We start from the raw sequence: 18,275 nt of genomic DNA, 5'->3' as shown, positions 1-18,275 counted from the left end.
CTAGTACGGTGCTTTAATGTACGAATTCCATTATTGGTCTCTGACGATCGTCCGGATCTCGTCAAGCGCCGCCGGGTCCTCGATCGTCGCGGGCGTATCGAAGGGCTGATCGTCGACGATCGCCTTGATCGTGCGCCTGAGGATCTTGCCGGAGCGGGTCTTCGGCAGCCGGTCGACCACCAGAACCTGCCGGAAGGCTGCCACCGGGCCGATCTGCTCGCGGACGATCGCGACCAGTTCCTTTTCGATCGTCGCGCGATCCTTGTCCGTGCCCTTCTTCAGGACGACGAAGCCGCAGGGGATCTCGCCCTTCAGATCGTCGGCCATGCCGATGACGGCGCATTCGGCGACGGCGGGGTGGGTGCCCACGGCTTCTTCCATCTCTCCGGTCGAAAGCCGGTGCCCGGCGGTGTTGATGACGTCGTCGGTGCGGCCCATGACATAGAGATAGCCGTCATCGTCGAGAAATCCGGCGTCCGAAGTCGCGTAGTAGCCGGGAAACTGCGAGAGATAGCTTTCTCGGAACCGCTCGTCTGCGTTCCACAGCGTCGGCAGGGCGCCGGGCGGCAGCGGCAGCTTGATGGCGATGGCGCCCATGTCGTTTGCCCCAACCGGTTGGCCATGAGGATCGAGAACCTGGACGTCGAAGCCGGGCATCGGCACGGTCGGGCTGCCACGCTTGATCGGCATAAGGCCAAGGCCGAGGGGGTTGGCGACGATGGGCCAGCCGGATTCGGTCTGCCACCAATGGTCGATCACCGGGCGGTCGAGGGCGTTCTCGGCCCAAAGAAGCGTTTCGGGATCTGCGCGCTCGCCGGCGAGGAACAGGGCGGTGAACTTCGACAGGTCGTAGCGCTTCGGCATTTCGCCTTCCGGGTCTTCCTTGCGGATCCCGCGAATGGCCGTCGGCGCGGTGAAGAGCACCTTGGCGCCGTGTTCGGCGACGACGCGCCAATAGGTGCCGGCGTCGGGCGTGCCGATCGGCTTGCCCTCGAACAGGATCGAGGTGGCCCCGCGCAGGAGCGGCGCATAGACGATGTAGCAATGGCCGACCACCCAGCCGACATCGGAGGCGCAGAAGAAGGTCTCGCCCGCGTCGGTGTCGAAGATGTTCTTGAGCGACCAGTGGAGCGAGACGGCGTGGCCGCCATTGTCACGCACGACGCCCTTGGGTTTGCCGGTCGTGCCGGAGGTGTAGAGGACGTAGAGCGGGTCGGTCGCCTTGACGGGAACGCAGGGAACATCGGTGCCGGCGTCGATCTGCGCCATGGCCTTTGCCCGCAGCGCCTCCCAGTCGTGGTCGCGGCCGTCGATCAGAGCCGCCTCGAGCTCGGGACGCTGTTTGACGATCACCGCGCCGGGCTTGTGGGTGGCAAGCTCGATCGCCTTGTCGAGGAGCGGCTTGTACTCGACCTTGCGGGTCGGCTCGATGCCGCAGCTCGCCGACAGGACGAGTTTGGGCGCCGCGTCGTCGATACGGGCAGCGAGTTCCTTGGCGGCAAAGCCGCCGAAGACGACGGAATGGATCGCGCCGATCCTCGCGCAGGCGAGCATGGAGAAGACCGCCTCCGGGATCATCGGCATATATATGATCACCCGGTCGCCCATGGCGACGCCGAGTTCCGTCAGGGTCAGGGCGAGGGCCTTCACCTCCGCGAGCAGCGCTTCATAGCTGATGGTGCGCTTCGAGCCCGTCACCGGCGAATCGTGGATGATCGCGCTGCGCGCCCCGTTCCCGGCGATGACGTGGCGGTCGACGGCGTTGTGGCAGGTGTTGAGTTCGCCGTCCGGAAACCAGCGGCCATAGACGCCGCCATCGGCATCGAAGGCCGTTTCAGGGGGCTTCGTCCAGTCGATGCCCCTTGCCGCGTCCAGCCAGAAGCCGAACGGATCCTTTCGCCAGGCCTCTTGGACGGCGTGGTACTGGCTGGTCATCGCATCCTCCCCGATCCGACCTCTCCCGAAAGCCTTTATAGCCGGTTCGAGCCCAAGGTCATCAGGGAGGGAATTGACGGCAGGATCTCGGAGAAGCCTGACGAGGCCATCGCCGCCTTGCCGATACCGAGCGGCATTGTGGAGGAGCCGGCTGATCCGGCCCCGCCGACATCACACGTGCCGGCCATTTTCGGCGACGGGCAGGCCACGCTCCAGCATCTCGCCGATCGAACGGGCGAGGATTTCCTCGTTGTAGGGTTTCGGCATGTAGAGCTCGAACAGCTCTTCGCTTTTGTGCGGGAGCTGGTTCTTCGGGATCGCCGTGGTGACGATGGCCGGCGCGGCATGTCCTTCCTCGCGCAAAGCCGATAGCATGGCGATGCCGTCCATCTCGGGCATCATGAAGTCGGTCACGATCACGTCGACCTTTTCCCGTCGCGCAAGTTCCAGCCCCTTGCGCCCGTTGGCGGCACCGAGGACCTCATAGCCATGATCTTCCAGGACGATCGAGGCCAGCATCAGCAGCATCGCCTCGTCTTCCACGACTAGGATTCGCGCCATTATTCGACGCCTCCCGAATTCGCCGCGCCTTGCTGCGGCGGCGGTACGCTGGTTTTGACGCCGCCGGCGGGGGCGTCGATGGCCTGGTCCAGAACCAGGCCGGCATCCGTGATCTGAAAGATCCTGCCACTGTGGTCGAAATCGCTGTCTCGCACTTTCAGGAGAGTCGCTCTTCGCTCGACGGCGTGCCCAGACAGGGCATAGTGCAGAAGCAGGGTGTTGTCGACAAAACCCGAAAATTGCCCGAAGGCCAGCGTCTCGGGGAAAAAGAGTTGCGGCACTTCCATCGTATAGAAGATGGTCGAGCCCATGCCGACCACCTTGGCATTGAGTGCGCGCAGAAAGCTGCGAAGCCGCGTCTCGTCGGCCAGCGGCCTGCCTGTTTCGGCAAGGCCGTCGATCACGACGCGTCGCGCACCCGTCGTTCCGACCACATCGAGAATCTTCTGGCCGATCTCGTCGATCATATTGTCGCCGGGGGCAATCCAGACGAACTTCACCGTCCCGGCCTCGATTTTAGCGCGAAGATCGAGACCGATGCCTGCGGCCTTCTTGATCAGCCGGGCCGGCTGCTCGAAAAAGCTGAAGAAGACCGCCGGGTCGTCAGCTGTGGCGTCGGCCAGGAAATGCAGGCCGACGGTCGTCTTGCCGCTGCCGGTCGGTCCGATGATGGCGGTCGTCGAGCATTCCGGCACGCCGCCGCCCATCATCGTGTCGAGGCCGGAAACGCCGCTCGTCAGGCGTCCCGAGGCCGCTTCCGTCGTCTCGCTGGCCGCCAGGGTGGACTCGATTCTCGGGTAGACGAGCATGCCGGGCGAGGCGAGGCGGTATTCGTGCCGGCCCCTCAGGATCGCGCTGCCGCGGTGTTTGTGGACGATGAGATGGCGACGCGGCTGGTGCGACGAAAGGTCGTCCACGAGCTCGATCCAGCCATCGACCATGGTGTATTCGGGCGAGGAAGGACGGCGGTCGGAATTGGTGACCAGGAGGACGGTGATCTGGTTCTGTGCGGCGAGAGCGCCGAGTTCGTTCAGGAACCTGCGAAACTGGTTTTCCCGGCCGGCCGTATCGAAATATTCGCCGATCGCAAACAGGCCGTCGAAGACCAACAGGCTCGGCCGTCGCTTGCGGACCTCGTTCACGATGAGATGCAACAGAGCATCGACGCCATCGTTGCGGAGCGTCGCATAGGCGCTGGCGTAATAGATGTAGTCGGGAACCTTCTTCATGTCGAAGAAGTCGAGAGAGCCGAGAAACGAGAACATCTGCACGAAGCTCTCCGACAGGAGCGTCATGTAGAGACAGCTGCGGCCCTTCGCCGCCTGGGCAAAGCAGATCTGGTTGGCGAGAATTGTCTTTCCCGTTCCAGGAGAGCCTTGCAGGATATAGGAGGCACCCTCGGCAAAGCCTCCACCCAGTATCTGGTCGAGTTTGGGGATCCCGCTTTCAAAGCGCTGCATTGTCGTGTGAGGCATCTGGGAGGTCCCGGAACTTTGCGACTGTGATCGGTGGAGGTCGTCGGTGTATGGCGTTTGGTCGGCGGTTGCCCGGCTGAGATCGCTCCCTAAGTCCGACGAAGGATGCCGTGGTATGGCAGGACCAGGTGGTGTCATAGTTGCATATAGAACGCGCGGGCAAGTGTTCCCGTTCGGCTATGTTCTTTGACGACTAAGGGGGAGCGCACATCTGTCGCGAGGATCGATGCCTGTCTCAAACCCAGCTGAAAGTTCGCCCTTATGCTAGATTCCAGTCCGTTTGGCGCCGCCGGCAACAGGTCGGACGATCGGATCGGTTCGAGCGACAGGCTCGACCTCCTGGCCCGGAGCGACCTCCTCGACACCGACGCCGAGGAAGTGTTCGACCGCGGTGTGAAGCTGGCAAAGAAGCTGCTCGGGACCCACGTCGCGCTGCTCTCGCTGGTCGATGTCGAACGGCAGTTCTTCAAGGCGCAGCAGGGGCTTCCCTCGCCTTACTCCGAGACGCGTGAGACGCCGCTCAGCCATTCCTTCTGCAAGCATGTCGTGGCGACGCGGGAGATTCTGGTCGTTGAGGATGCGAGGAAAGACCCGCTCGTGCGTGACAATCTGGCGATCCCGGATCTGGGCGTGATCGCCTATCTCGGCGTGCCCATCGTCGTGGACGACGGTCACGTGCTCGGATCCTTTTGCGCAATCGATTCCAAGCCGCGCGTTTGGTCGAGCGAGGATATCGAAACGCTGCGCACGATCGCGACGGGCGTCGAAAGCGAGATCCGGCTGCGGATCGAGGCGGGGCGTCGGCTGGCGCTGCAGCGCGAGGCGGAGGCGGACAGGGCAAGGCTCGCGCTCGTCTTTCAAAGCACCGCCGACGGGGTTCTCAGCATCGATCGCAGCTCGACGGTCGTCTTTGCCAATCGACGCGTCTCGGAAATTCTCGACCTGTCGGAGAGCCCGGTCGGCGCATCGCTCTTCGACGTATTTCCGCGAGGCGATGGCGAGGCTTTCGTCGCGATGGTCGAGACGGCGCAGCAAGCCCGCGAGGCCGCCGAAGTGGTGGCGGAATGCTCGCAATCGGGCCGGTGGATCGAAGCGCGTGCAGCGCCTTCGGGCGAAGGGACCACGGTGTTCTTTCGCGACGTGACCGCGCGCCAGAAGACGCATGAATCGCGCAAACTGCTGGTGCGCGAGCTGCACCACCGGGTGAAGAACCTCTTTGCGATCGTGCGCGGCATGATCGCGATGGCGGCGCGCGATGCGAGCGATCCCGTGGAGATGGCGAAATCGCTGCAGGGAAGGCTGATCTCGCTCGCCCGCGCCCATGACCTCATTCGCCCGGCTTTGTCGGGCGATGGGGTCTCCAACTATCAGGATATCTTCCTTGCCGACCTCGTGCAGATGCTGGTCGAGCCGCACGGCAAGCCAGAGCTCGAAAAGAAGCTTTCCGTCGCCGGGCCGCCGCTACGTCTCGGCGTCAATTCCACGACGCATGTCGCGCTTCTTCTTCACGAGCTGACCACCAACGCCATCAAGTACGGCGCGCTTTCCCGCCCCGACGGACGCTTGGCCGTGGTCTGGTCGCTGGACGGCGAGAGCCTGACGTTTCATTGGTCCGAGGATGGCGGGCCGAGGCTCTCTGGCCGCCCCGCGTCCCGAGGCTTCGGCTCGCAGCTGATCGAGCTCTGCATCACGATGCAGCTCGAGGGAGAGATGGAGGTCGAGTGGCTGCCGACCGGCATGCAGCTCAGGGCACGGATACCGATCGTGGCCATCGAGCGCTGAGGAGGATCGACGGCGGGCCGATCTCGGCATCTGTCAGTCGATCGCAACGTCGAGGCCGAGATCGGCCAGCGCCCTTGCGAGCCTCTCCGGCGAGACGAAATGCACCCCCTGCCAGCCTGCGGCACGGGCGCCTTCGACGTTCTTTGCCGTGTCGTCGATGAACAGCGCCCTGGCCGGATCGATGCCGAAGCTCTCGGCGTGGATGTCGTAGATCGCCCGATCCGGCTTGATCTCGCCGACGTCTCCCGACACCGTCACGCCGCGAGGCACCTTGAGAAACGGAAAGCGCTCCTGCGCCTCGCGAAACGTGTCCGAGGCGAAGTTGGTCAGCATGGTCACGTCGACGCCGGCCTCGATCAGGCCGAGCATGACCGCGACGCTCTTGTCATAGGCATGGGGGACCATGAGGTGCCAGTTTCGGCGGAACGCCCGGATCTGGTCTTCGCGGTCGGGATGCCGCGCAATGGCTTCGGCCTCCGCCTCCGGCCAGGGACGGCCCCGGTCCTGCTCGAGGTTCCATTCGTGGGAACATACCTCGCTCAGGAAGAAGCGCCGCTCGGCCTCGTCCGGGATCATCTCGGCGAAGGCGAGATGCGGATCATAGTGGATGAGCACCTTGCCGATATCGAAGACGACGTGCCGGGGTCTGTCCGCTGTCACGGTCTGGTTTTCCTTCCTTTTGCCACGCCGCCCGCTTCTCGGGGCGGCGGGTGAGCGACCTTCGCCGCCTTCAAAACCTTGCGCATGACGGTCGGCAGGGCCTCGGAGGCGACGTCCTCGGGGCGCGACCACCAGCCATCGCTCGATCCGTCGCGAACGTTCTCGGCACGCCAGACTTCGAGGGTCAGCCGGAAATGGGTGAACCCGTGCTCGATCTCGCCGACGGGCTGCCAATTCGCCTCGAACGGCGCCGCATCCGGCCCGAGCGCGCCGTCGCCGCGCGCCGACCAGTCGCTTGTCGGGGGTTCGCTCATGCCGCCGAGCATGCCGGTTCCCGGCCGTTTGCGCAGGAAGACGGCGCCGTCGGGGCGCAGCGCGACGAAGGCCGCGCCGCGTCTTTCGGGCACTGCGGCCTTTTTCGGTTTCACCGGAAACCGTTCGGCTTCTGCCGTCTTTGTCGCCGTGCAAAAGGCGCGGACCGGGCACAGGACGCATGCCGGCCGGGTCGGCGTGCAGATGGTTGCGCCGAGATCCATCATCGCCTGGGCGAAGTCGCCCGGCCGCCGGTCCGGTGTCAGCCCGGCAACGAGCGAGCGGATCTGCGGTTTGGCCTTCGGCAAAGGCGTGCCGATCGCGGCAAGGCGCGTGACCACCCGCTCGACATTTCCATCAACGACGGCGGCGGGCTCGTCGAACGCGATGGCGGCAATGGCGGCCGAGGTGTACTCGCCGATCCCCGGCAGGGTCTTCAGCGCCGCCGCCGTTTCGGGAAACGCCCCGTCATGGGTCTCTGAAACCGTCTTCGCGCAGGCATGAAGGTTGCGGGCGCGGGCGTAGTAGCCAAGGCCGGCCCATTGCGCGAGGACGTCGCCCTCGGGCGCCGCGGCCAGATCCCCGACGCTCGGCCAGCGGGCGGTGAATTTTTCGAAATATGCTTTCACCGCCGCGACGGTTGTCTGCTGCAGCATGATCTCCGACAGCCAGATCCGGTAGGGATCCGGCTTCTGCCCGGCGGCGCGGGCGCGCGGCGACACGCGCCAGGGCAGCTCCCGGTGATGCCGGTCGTACCAGGTGATGAGGGCAGCCTGAAACGCCGTCGGATTGATTGTCGGCATGGGGTGAGGGCGCTTGTCGGCAGTGGAGACTGATCGGGGTGAGCCGGAGGTCGCGACGCTTCTCCGGCGAGGGGGCTGTGGTCGCACGGAGCCGCCGGCTTGGCAACAGATCGGACGCGGTCGTAAGCCGCTCGGACGGGGCGAGAAGGGCGGCCCGGCTGCTTGCGGCAAGAGGCTGGTCCGCGTTATGCCATGGGAAAATCAGCGGGAGGTGTCCGGGCAATGGCGGCAGACCAATCCGACGCAGACCGGCGCAAGCCGGCGCCGCGCTTTCGGTACGGCGCGCGCCCGCTCGCCGAGCTTTCGAGCGATCTGATCGACCCGATCCTGAGGCGAAAGGCGGGGATGACGACCGGTCTCGTCGCTGCGTGGGCCGGCATTGTCGGCGATCGCCTGGCGGAAATGACACGGCCGGAAAAGCTGCAATGGCCGAAAGACCGCTCGAACGGTGATGCCTTCGAGCCGGCGACTCTCGTCGTCGCGGCCGAGCCCAGGGCGGCGCTGCGCCTGCAGCATCAAACCAGCGAGATCCTGTCCAGCGTCAACGCCTTTTTCGGATTTTACGCGGTCTCCAAGGTGCGCTTCGTCCAGAAGCCCGTCGCCACGCCGAAGCGCGATCTGCGGCCGGCGACGCGTCCGCTCGGCGCAGACGAGACCGCGAAAATTTCGGCGATGGTCGAACGCATCGAGGACCCGAAGCTCAAGGCGGCGCTCGCGGCCTTCGCCAATGCGACCCTCAGCCGATTGCCGTCCAAATGAACGAAATTTAATGAGAACGGTGAACACAAGCCTGTCAGTTGCCCCGAGAACGAGCCTCCCCCGCCTTTAAAAGTTCGCCGTTCTTCCTTAAACCGCGAACGATCGCCGGCAGCGGCAAGCGGGAGAGAGTTCGCCCATGAGAGTACCATCTGCATCAAACCACGCCGTCCCCAACCGCAAGCTGCGGCGGGGCCTCACCGTCTCGGCGGCGCTCGCCGGCCTCATCGCCTTCGGCGCCTGGTCCGCTGACGCGGCTGCGGGCGAAGTCGGCGCGGCGGATGGCCCGGTTCTCCTCGCCCAGGCGACGTCCGAGACCGCGGCCGCCGACAGCGACGTGAAGGTCCCCGAGGCGAGCGGCAAGGTCGATGTCGAAAAGCTGATGTCCGGCGAGGCGCTGCCCGATGTCGTGATCGGCGACAAGAACGCGCCCGTCACCATCGTCGAATATGCCTCGATGACATGCTCCCACTGCCGGGACTTTCATTCGGAGACCTACCCGACCATCAAGAAAGAGTTCATCGATACCGGCAAGGCCAAGCTGATTCTTCGGGAATTTCCGTTCGATCCGCGCGCTCTGGCGGCCTTCATGCTGGCGCGCTGCGCCGGCGACGACGCCAAGCGCACGGCAATGGTCGACGTCCTGTTCGATCAGCAGCCGCAATGGGCCTACTCCAATCAGGCGTCTGCCGAACTCCTCAAGATCTCGCGGCTCGCCGGCATGACGGAGGAGCAGTTCAAGGCCTGTCTGAGCGACAAGGAGCTGCAGAAGAAGATCGTCGAGATCCAGCAGCGTGGCGAAAACGAGTTCGGCGTCAATGCGACACCGACCTTCTTCGTCAACGGCGACAAATATGCCGGCGCGCTCTCGCCCGAGCAGATGGCGGCGGTGATCAAGAAGCATATGTGAGGCTGCCCCGGGCGAAGGCCCGCCAGCAACGCCTGCGTCGAGGCCGGAGCGGTTCGTTCCGGCCTTTTTTCGTTGCGCGCGCAGCTTTGGAAGATTTGCTGCGGCGGCGCGCGACCCGGCGTTTTTGCAATGCAGCAATTGGCGTGCGGCCGATTTTGCTCTAGACCGGTCGGTGCAGTCGCATATCGGCTGAGGCGATGCTGGATGCATGGTACGGCAGGACATGCCAAAACGGATCTTCACCTTCAGGCAGGGCAATGCCGAAAAAACCGCCGACGCCATCGCGGCGCTGGGGGTGAAGGGTGCGAATCTGGCGCTTCTCGCCTCCCTGGACGCGCCGGTCCCGCCGGGCTTTACGATCGCCACGCATGCATGGCGCGAGATGAAGGGCGCGGGCGGCGATCTTCCGCAAACTCTCAAGGCCGACCTGCGGTCTTCCGTCGAATGGCTGGAAGGCGTCACCGACCGCCGCTTCGGCGGCGACAAGCGGCCGTTGCTCCTTGCGGTGCGCACCAGCGCGGGCACGTCGATGCCGGGTCTTGCCGAGAGCGTCCTCGATGTCGGGCTGACCGACAGGACGGTCGACGTCGTCGCCGAGGAACTCAACGACTGCGACTTTGCCTATCGCAGCTATCGGCGTTTCATCGAGAGCTATGCGTCTCTGGTCTTCGACGCGGATCTTTCCGAGTTCGAGGATCTGAGCGACCGCGAACGGGAGAGGGCGGGCTGGAGCACCGAGCCTCGCAACGTCAGCGAATGGCGCATGCTGATCGGCCGTTACCACGATTTTCTCGAGCGCGAGCTTGGCGCCGTCGTCCCGCAGACCCCGCTGCAGCAACTCGTCGAGGTGATCCAGGCAAGCTTTGCCAGCTGGCGAAGCCCGATGGCCTCGTCGTCTCGCCTCATCCATGCGATCCCCGAAAATGCCGGCCTCGCGGTGACCGTGCACGGCATGATCTTCAACGAGCGCAACCAGAAATCGGGGCGTGGGCGGGCGATCTCCCGTGATCTTGCCACCGGCGAGGCGCTGATGACCGGCGAGTTCGCGCTTGGCGGGCGGATCGAGGCCTTTCACGAGGCACCCGAGACGATCGATCTTTCCAGCCTCGCCGAGAATGGCGATGCTCCCTTTCCGAGCATCTTTGCCGATCTCGCCGGCCACGTCCGCCGCATCGAGGCGCATGTCGGCGATGCCGTCGAGGTCGAGTTCATGGTCGGGGACGGTGCCCTGTTCCTGATGCAGTACCGCCCGGCCCGGAGAAACGCTCCCGAAGCCGTGCGGGTCGCGGTGGAACTCGTCAGCGACGGCATCATCGAGCCGCAGGACGCGATCTTGAGGATCGATCCGGCCTCGCTCGAACTCCTGCTGCATCCCACCATCGATCGCACGGCGGAATTGACGGTGCTTGCGAAAGGCATGGGGGCCTCGCCCGGCGCCGCCAGCGGCGTGATTGCCTTCACCTCCGAGCGGACCCAGGCCTTTGCCGCCGAAGAGCGGCCGGTGATCCTGGTTCGCAACGAGACCCATCCCGAGGACATCCACGGCATGCATGTCGCCGATGGTGTCCTGACCATTCGCGGCGGCACCACGAGCCACGCGGCGGTCGTTGCGCGCGGTATCGGCCGGCCCTGTGTCACCGGCGCCGGTTCCCTGCGCATCAACGCCGAGCGCGGGACGCTGCATGCTGGCGGAAAGGTCCTCAAAGAGGGGGACATGATCACCATCGACGGCTCGTCCGGGGAGGTGATCCTCGGCGAGGCGCGGCTGATCCGGCCGAGCCTTGCGGGCGACTTCGCGACGCTGATGGAGTTTGCCGACGCTGCCCGTCGCATGCGCGTGCGCACCAATGCCGACACGCCGGACGAGGCGCGCGCGGCGCGCAACTTCGGGGCCGAAGGCATCGGTCTTTGCCGCACCGAGCACATGTTCTTCGAAGGCGACCGGATCCAGACGATGCGCGAGATGATCCTCGCCTCGGACGAATTCGGCCGGCGCCGGGCGCTGGACAAGCTGCTGCCGATCCAGCGATCGGACTTCATCGAGCTCTTCGAGATCATGGCCGGCCTGCCGGTCACGATCCGGCTCCTCGATCCGCCCTTGCACGAATTCCTGCCCAAGAGCGAAAGCGAGATCGCCGAGACCGCCCTGACACTGGACGTCGACGAGGCGGTGGTGCGCCATCGCATCCAGGCGCTCGAGGAGTTCAACCCGATGCTCGGCCATCGTGGCTGCCGTCTTGCCATCTCCTATCCGGAGATCGCCGAGATGCAGGCCCGCGCGATCTTCGAGGCGGCGATCGAGGCCGGCGAGCGGGCGGGGGCGGCGGTCGTGCCCGAGATCATGGTGCCGCTCGTCAGTCTTCGCCGCGAACTCGACTTCCTCAAGGCCCGCATCGACGCGGTCGCAGCCCGCGTCATGGAAGAGCGTGACCGGCGCATCGACTATCTGGTCGGCACGATGATCGAGCTGCCGCGCGCCGTCGTGCGCGCCGATTCGATCGCCGAGGTGGCGGAGTTCTTCTCCTTCGGCACCAACGATCTCACCCAGACCGTCTACGGCATTTCGCGCGACGATGCGGGGACGTTCCTGTCGACCTATGTGCGCGAGGGAATTCTGGAGCGCGATCCCTTCCAGACCGTCGATGTCGAGGGTGTCGGCGAGCTGATCGCGCTGGCCACCGAAAAGGCCCGGCGCACGCGCCCGGACATCTCGCTCGGCGTTTGCGGCGAGCAGGGAGGCGATCCCGCCTCGATCGCCTTCTTCGAGGAGACCGGCCTCGACTACGTCTCCTGTTCGCCCTTCCGCGTGCCGATCGCACGGCTTGCAGCAGCCCAGTCGGCGATCCGCCTCAGCCGGGCCGGCCGCACGCGCGGCCGGCGCTGAACGTTCGGGCGGTGGAGCCTCTCGTCACGCTGGATAGTAGAAGTAGATCGCGATGGTCGTCGCGATGCCGACGATGATGTTCATCGGCAGGCCGACCTTCACGAAGTCGAAGAAGCGGTAGTTGCCCGCCGCATAGACCAGCGTGTTGGTCTGGTAGCCGATCGGCGTGGCGAAGGAGGCCGAGGCGCCGAACATGACCGCGACGACGAGGCTCCTCGGATCGATGCCGAGCTTGGCGCCGAGGGCGATGGCAATCGGCGTCACGATGACGGCGACGGCATTGTTGGTGACGATCTCCGTCAGGATCGAGGAAAGCGCGTAGACGACGAGCAGCACGACGAGATGGGGCGCATTCTCGATCCATGGCGTGACGGCGTCGACGATCATCTGGGCCGTGCCGGCCTGCTCCATCCCCGTGCCGATCGCCAGCATGGCGAAGATCAGGATCAGGAGGTCGCCGCGGATCGAGCGCCAGGCCTCGTCGGCATCGATCACCCGCAAAAGCAGGATTGCCGCGATCGCGACGAAGGCGGCGGTCTGGATCTTGGTGATGCCGAAGGCCGAGACCAGAATGACGGCGGCGAGCGCCGCGATGGCGAGCGGCGCTTTCTCCCGGCGGAAGCGTCTTGCCCGGCTGACATTGACGCCGACGAGATCGTTCGCCTCCGATATCGCGGCGATCGAATCGGCAGATCCTTCCAAAAGCAGGCGATCGGCCGGGCGCAGCCGCGTTTCACCAAGGCTTGGCCCGGGAACGTGACGGTGACGTCTGACGCCGAGGACGGCGGTGCCGGAGCCTGACAGGCCGGAGAGCTCCCACACCCCGCGTCCAACGCCGCGCCGGTGCGGCGCGACCGTCGCCTCGACGACGACGCGCTCCTCGCCCTGGCGAGCGGGCAGCGACCGGGCCACGCGGAAGCCGTCGCTGGCGCGCAAGGTCAGGATTTCCTCAGGGCTCGCGAACATGACAATGCGGTCGGCCTTGCGCAGGACGACGCCGGCTATGTCGCGCCGGAGCGTCTCCGTGCCGCGGCGTAGCGCCACGGGACGGATGCCGCGCGAGGAGAGCGCGCCGACTTCGCCAAGCGGCTTGCCGATGGCGCTGGCGCCGTCGAGCACGACGACCTCGGTGAAGTAGCTGTCCTGGTCGTTCTCGGAGAGTTTGGCGCCCAAATCGCTTCGCGACGGCAACAGCCTCCAGCCAATGAGCGAGAGGTAGAGAAGGCCGACAACGGCCGTGACGACGCCAATCGGCGTGATCTCGAAGATCGAGAAGGCGGGCAGGCCCTGATTGCGCGCCACCCCGTCGACGAGAAGATTGGTCGACGTGCCGATCATCGAGCAGGTGCCGCCGAGGATCGTCAGAAACGACAAGGGCATCAGGAGCTTGGTCTCGGCAACGTTCAGCTTCCGGGCGATTTCGACCGCGATCGGCAGCAGAACGACGACGAGCGGCGTGTTGTTGAGAAAGGCAGAGGCGAAAACCACACCCGCGCCCGCCGCGACGAGCGCTGCCACGGGATTTCGGGCGGCGCGGGTCACGAGCCAAGTGGCGGCCGCGTCGAGGACGCCGGTGCGAATGAGCGTTCCCGACAGGACGAACATCGCGGCAATGGTGATCGGCGCGGGGTTGGAGAATACCGCCGTCATCTCCTCGGCGGGCAGATAGCCGCACAGAAGAAATGCGACCGCGCCGCCACAGGCCACCACCTCGGGCGGATAGCGCTCGATGACGAAGGCGACGAAGACGACTGCGATGATGACGAGCCCGACGAGGGCAGAGTGGTTCGACAGAAATTCGGCCATGGACCACCGTGCGAGATGAGACGGCACGAAGCTGGTGTCGGGTCTAAATTCGGCAAGATGACGACTGGCGATATATCGTATTGGCGCGACGTCCTCGCGGCGCCGGGTTGGCAGCGCCAGATCTCATCTCAAAAAAACGGCGCGACACGAGATCCGTGCGGCGCCGTCGAGCTGACAGGAGGGGTCTTGGGATATTGCCGCCGTCAGGCGGCTTCTTCGTCCAGCGTGAAGCCGGCGAACATTTTGTCGAGATCAAGGAAGCAGATCATGCCGTGGCCCGTCGCCAGAACCCCGGTGACGTAGCCACCGGTGAAGCTGCCGCGCATTTCCGGGGTCGGCTGGACCGCGTTGTTCTCGACGGTGAGGATGTCCGCGACCCGATCGACCAGAAGGCCGATGACGGCGGACTGGACCTCGGCGACGATGACCGCGCTGCGGGCATCAGGCTCGGAGGGCGCCATACCGAGCTTCGAGGCCATGTTGACGATGGGAATGATCGAACCGCGAAGGTTCATCATGCCCATGACTTCGTGGGGCGAGCCCGGCAGGGGGGTGGACTTCGTCCAGCCCCGGATCTCACGAACCGCTGTGGTGCGCACGCAGAACTGCTGGCCACCGATTTCGAAGGCGATGATCTCGATGACGTTGTCTCCGAGATCCGAGCTGAGGGTGTCGAGCGGTTGATCCAGCATCAGAAATTTTCCCAGTTGTCCTGCTTGAGGGCAGCGTTGCCGTTGGTGGAGTATGCCTGTCGCAAGTTGCTCTGAAGTTTACGAGCAGCCGAAACTGCCGCTTGCGAGCGCCGCGCCTGCGGGTCCCTTGCGGCTGCCGTGGAGAATTTCGACAGAAGCTCGTCCAGATCACGGGTCTGGGAAGCGAGGTTGTGGCAGGCCGCCGTCGATTCCTCGACCATGGTGGCGTTCTGCTGGGTGCCATCGTCGATCGAGGCGACCGCCTTGTTGATCTCGGCGAGACCGATCGACTGGTTGCGGGCAGCCTCGACGATGGCGCGAACATTCTGGTCGATCGTCTGGACTTCCGCGACGATCGTCTGCAGAGCCTTGCCGGTTTCACCGACGAGCGACACGCCTTCATTGACCTGGCTGGTCGATTTCTGGATCAGACCCTTGATCTCCTTGGCCGCTTCCGCCGAGCGCTGGGCCAGCGCCCGCACTTCCTGGGCGACGACGGCAAAGCCCTTGCCGGCTTCGCCGGCACGTGCCGCCTCGACGCCGGCGTTGAGCGCGAGAAGGTTGGTCTGGAAGGCGATCTCGTCGATGACGCCGATGATCTGGGAAATCTGGCTCGAGGAATTCTCGATCTCGCCCATGGCATGGACGGCCCGGGCCACGACTTCGCCGGAGCTTTCGGCGCCGGCCTTGGTCCGGGCGACGAGCGATCCGGCCTCCTCGGCGCGGCTCGTGGAGGCACGGACGGTATCGGTGAGTTCGCCAAGGGCTGCCGATGTCTGTTCGACGGAGGCGGCCTGCTGCTCCGTGCGGCGGGCGAGATCGTCCGAGGCGACACGGATCTCCTCGGTCGCGCAACTGATCTGCGAGGCCGTCTCGCCGACCGCCGTCAGTGTCTCGCGGAGCGTGGCGATCGACGCGTTGAAATCCAGTCGCAGCTTGTCGAGGGAGGGGATGAAGGGTTCCGCCAGCTCCTGGGAGACATCGCCCTTCGCAAGCTTGTCGAGGCCGCTCGCGATGGCGTTCACGGCATTGACACGGCCGGTGACGTCGGTGGCGAATTTCACCACCTTGATAACCTTGCCGTTCATGTCGAGGATCGGATTGTAGGTCGCCTGGATAAAGACCTCCTTGCCGCCTTTGCCGATCCGTCTGAATTCGCTGGAGATAAATTCGCCGCGGCCGAGCTTCGCCCACATCTCCCGGTACTCGGTAGTGGCGACCACGGCAGGCTCGACGAACATCGAGTGATGACGTCCCTTGATCTCAGCGAGCGCGTAGCCGAGAGCGCTGCAGAAGTTCTCGTTGGCCGTAATGATCGTGCCGTCGGTCTCGAACTCGATGACCGCCTGTGCCTTGGAAAGTGCTGCCAGCTTGCCGGTGTTTTCGGCGCTCTGCAGCTTGCTCGCGGTTATGTCGGTCGCGACCTTGACGATCTTGACGACCTTTTTGCCGGCGAAGACCGGATTGTAGGACGCCTCGATCCACACATCCCGGCCGCTCTTGTGGCGGCGCTTGTACTGTTTTGCATCGAACTGGCCGCGTGCGAGCTTATCCCAGAATTCGCGATAGGCGGGCGCCTGGGCCTCGGACGGATCAAGGAAGATCGAATGGTGCTTGCCTGTAATTTCGTGGAGATCGTAGCCCAGCACCGCGCAGAAATTCTTGTTGGCGGTGATGATGGTCCCGTCAGGCTTGAACTCGATGAAGGCCAGCGCCTTGTCGAGCGCGTCCATGATCGCTGTGCAATCTGAACCTGATCTTCCTTTTGAACCGAACATGCTTTCCTCCACCTTTGAAGCTGGACCCGGGGATCTGTCATCCGAGTCCGAACGGCCAATCGGAACTGTGTTTCACTGGAATTTTACAATGGTATCATGGATATGAATCATGTAATTATCCATTACTCATCTCAGCTGAGATATTATTTCGGTTATTTAGGCGCCAGGTATTAAAAATTTCCCAATCCGAAATCTGGCAAGAATATCAAGTTATTGATTTTTTGACGGGTCATCGTGAATTTTAATCATTGGCCGGTGATTTTATCTCGGCACAAGTTGTAATTTCAGAACGCGATTTGGGCGCATGACAAAGCACTGAGTGGATCATGAATTTTGCGGCGCACGTAAAAACTTGATTTCTACTACTGCGGGATCTTTGGGGTGCGCAATGATCAGGCGTACCCACGTTGCGCCGCAGGCGGCATTGCGCTGTTACGGCCAAGGCCGTCGATAAGGGCGGGAGTTGTCAGGCTGCAGCCTCGGCCAGTTCGTGACAAACCGCTGCGCGGCGCCGACATGACGTCGGCACCGCGCTCCTTGTCTCATGCCGGATGGGCATTCGCATTTCTTGCGGGAAACGGTTTTCGGCCCCTGGCTAGTCGGAATGGGGCGACGTGACCGCATCGGCCATTTCGATATCGCGCATGCGGCGCAGGCGATCCAGCGCATCGACCTCAAGCGGCAGCTTGGCCGCCGCGACGACCTGGTGCCGTTCGAGCCCGGTGATGTCTCTCAGGATGTCGCTGTCGACCCTGAGAAGTGTCGCAAGCGCATCGCGCCGCAATTTCTGAAGACGCCGTTCGCGGCTCCACGACCGGAGCCAGCCGCCCGATCCGGCGCGAACGTTTGCGGCGGCGGTTTCCTCGATGCGCGGTGAATAGACCGACTGAAGCATGACACTCTCCTTGCTTGGGACTGAGGGGAGAGTGGTCTGCGGGGATTGATGAGTCCAACGAATAGGTTTAACATCTACGATGAGCCTATCTCATAGATTCAGAGAAAGTCAGCGCCATGAACCAGATGGCTCCCGTCATCAGCAATCTCGACATCGATCTCGCCCGTACGTTCGTGGCGATCTGCGAGACCGGAAATTTCACGCGGGCGGCGGAGCGGGTGTTCCGTTCGCCCTCGGCGGTCAGTCTGCAGGTCAAGAGGCTGGAAGAGATCGTCGGCCGGCCGCTGTTTCGCCGTGAGACGCGTGCCGTCGACCTGACGGTGGATGGCGAGCACCTTCTCGGCTTCGCCCGCAAGATGCTGAAACTCAACGACGATGCCATGTCGTATTTCCGGCGGCCGGTCATCGAGGGGCGGGTCCGCTTCGGAGCGCCGAACGATTCGGGCGTCTTTGCCGTGCCTGAAATCCTGAAGCGGTTCGCTTCGACGCATCCCCATGTCGAGGTGGAAGTGCGACTGGATACGAGCTCGGAGCTGAGACGGCGCTGTGTCGCGGGGGAACTCGATGTCGCGCTGTTCACCTGCGAGGAAGGATTTGGCCTTCCCGTGCGCGAGGTGCATACGGAAATGCTCGTCTGGGTCGGGCTGAAGAACGGCTGTGCGGCGACGCGCGATCCACTGCCGCTGGCATTGGCCGGGCATGGCTGCTCCTGGCGGTCGCTGGCGCTGGATTCGCTGGATCGTGCGGGCCTCGAATATCGCGTCGCCTATTCCAGCGAGCAGTGCCAGGCGCAGATCGCCGCTGTGGAGGCCGATCTTGCCATCGCCGCGCTGCCGGCGAGTGTTTTGTCACCCCGTCTCGTGCGGCTCGACGGGCCGGGCCGTCTGCCGGCGATCGGTACGTACCGGGTCGACCTGATGACGCGCGAGGGATCGGGGCCGGTGGCCGAAGCGCTGGCCGAGCATGTCGCGGAGAATTTCCGCGAATGTGCCAGCCACGGCGCGCGGCTGTTTGCCTGAGGCACGG

Annotated in this window: 14 protein-coding genes; 5 read left to right on the top strand and 9 right to left on the bottom strand. The window is 64.3% G+C overall.

The window, feature by feature from the left end; all coding sequences use genetic code 11:
* Positions 1–30 precede the first annotated feature (30 nt).
* The 3 genes from J6595_RS04340 to J6595_RS04330 all read right to left on the bottom strand — a co-directional run bounded on the left by J6595_RS04340 (position 31) and on the right by J6595_RS04330 (position 3,971).
* Complete coding sequence (locus J6595_RS04340) at positions 31–1,935, bottom strand: propionyl-CoA synthetase (protein WP_209593216.1); 1,905 nt, start codon at positions 1,933–1,935, stop codon at positions 31–33.
* A 171-nt stretch (positions 1,936–2,106) separates the two neighbouring features.
* On the bottom strand, positions 2,107–2,496 hold the full coding sequence (locus tag J6595_RS04335; protein WP_209593215.1) for a response regulator transcription factor: 390 nt from the start codon (positions 2,494–2,496) through the stop codon (positions 2,107–2,109).
* Positions 2,496–3,971, bottom strand: a complete 1,476-nt coding sequence (locus J6595_RS04330) for an RAD55 family ATPase (RefSeq protein WP_209593214.1) — start codon at positions 3,969–3,971, stop codon at positions 2,496–2,498. Before J6595_RS04330 ends, J6595_RS04335 begins: the two co-directional genes overlap by 1 nt.
* Before the next feature lie 261 nt (positions 3,972–4,232).
* On the opposite strand from J6595_RS04330, the gene J6595_RS04325 reads away from it, so the two are divergent.
* The gene (locus J6595_RS04325; protein WP_209593213.1) at positions 4,233–5,753 is read left to right on the top strand and encodes a sensor histidine kinase; all 1,521 of its coding nucleotides are present in this window, start codon (positions 4,233–4,235) and stop codon (positions 5,751–5,753) included.
* Positions 5,754–5,786: 33 nt separating this feature from the next.
* Here J6595_RS04325 and J6595_RS04320 read toward each other — a convergent pair whose 3' ends face one another.
* Both J6595_RS04320 and mutY read right to left on the bottom strand, forming a co-directional pair.
* Positions 5,787–6,413, bottom strand: coding sequence for an HAD family hydrolase (locus tag J6595_RS04320; protein ID WP_342453085.1), 627 nt, complete (start codon positions 6,411–6,413; stop codon positions 5,787–5,789).
* Positions 6,410–7,528, bottom strand: coding sequence for an A/G-specific adenine glycosylase (gene mutY, locus J6595_RS04315; RefSeq protein ID WP_209593212.1), 1,119 nt, complete (start codon positions 7,526–7,528; stop codon positions 6,410–6,412). The genes J6595_RS04320 and mutY overlap by 4 nt, the downstream gene beginning before the upstream one ends.
* A gap of 222 nt (positions 7,529–7,750) precedes the next feature.
* Here mutY and J6595_RS04310 point away from each other — a divergent pair, with 222 nt between their 5' ends.
* The 3 genes from J6595_RS04310 (at position 7,751) to ppdK (ending at position 12,078) form a co-directional block, all read left to right on the top strand.
* Positions 7,751–8,287, top strand: coding sequence for a DUF721 domain-containing protein (locus tag J6595_RS04310; protein WP_209593211.1), 537 nt, complete (start codon positions 7,751–7,753; stop codon positions 8,285–8,287).
* Between the two features lie 136 nt (positions 8,288–8,423).
* Positions 8,424–9,194, top strand: a complete 771-nt coding sequence (locus J6595_RS04305; protein ID WP_209593210.1) for a DsbA family protein — start codon at positions 8,424–8,426, stop codon at positions 9,192–9,194.
* Between the two features lie 223 nt (positions 9,195–9,417).
* On the top strand, positions 9,418–12,078 hold the full coding sequence (gene ppdK / locus J6595_RS04300; protein ID WP_209593209.1) for a pyruvate, phosphate dikinase: 2,661 nt from the start codon (positions 9,418–9,420) through the stop codon (positions 12,076–12,078).
* 24 nt (positions 12,079–12,102) lie between these two features.
* Here ppdK and J6595_RS04295 read toward each other — a convergent pair whose 3' ends face one another.
* From J6595_RS04295 to J6595_RS04280, 4 genes are all read right to left on the bottom strand, one after another.
* A complete protein-coding gene (locus J6595_RS04295; RefSeq protein ID WP_209593208.1) occupies positions 12,103–13,884 on the bottom strand; it encodes an SLC13 family permease in 1,782 nt (593 codons plus the stop codon).
* A 203-nt stretch (positions 13,885–14,087) separates the two neighbouring features.
* Complete coding sequence (locus J6595_RS04290) at positions 14,088–14,576, bottom strand: chemotaxis protein CheW (RefSeq protein ID WP_209593207.1); 489 nt, start codon at positions 14,574–14,576, stop codon at positions 14,088–14,090.
* Positions 14,576–16,309 (bottom strand): methyl-accepting chemotaxis protein, encoded by a 1,734-nt coding sequence (locus J6595_RS04285; RefSeq protein ID WP_245197603.1) that lies wholly within the window; start codon positions 16,307–16,309, stop codon positions 14,576–14,578. Before J6595_RS04285 ends, J6595_RS04290 begins: the two co-directional genes overlap by 1 nt.
* Positions 16,310–16,949: 640 nt before the next feature.
* On the bottom strand, positions 16,950–17,249 hold the full coding sequence (locus J6595_RS04280) for a hypothetical protein (protein WP_209593205.1): 300 nt from the start codon (positions 17,247–17,249) through the stop codon (positions 16,950–16,952).
* Positions 17,250–17,365: 116 nt separating this feature from the next.
* Between J6595_RS04280 and J6595_RS04275 the strand changes: the two genes are divergently transcribed.
* On the top strand, positions 17,366–18,268 hold the full coding sequence (locus tag J6595_RS04275; protein ID WP_209593204.1) for a LysR substrate-binding domain-containing protein: 903 nt from the start codon (positions 17,366–17,368) through the stop codon (positions 18,266–18,268).
* Positions 18,269–18,275: the final 7 nt, after the last annotated feature.

Origin of the sequence: Jiella mangrovi (genome assembly GCF_017815135.1) — a bacterium.
GTDB lineage: Bacteria > Pseudomonadota > Alphaproteobacteria > Rhizobiales > Rhizobiaceae > Jiella > Jiella mangrovi.
Note: the sequence above shows the minus strand (reverse complement) of the source record. Positions and strands in the feature narration are given on the sequence as shown.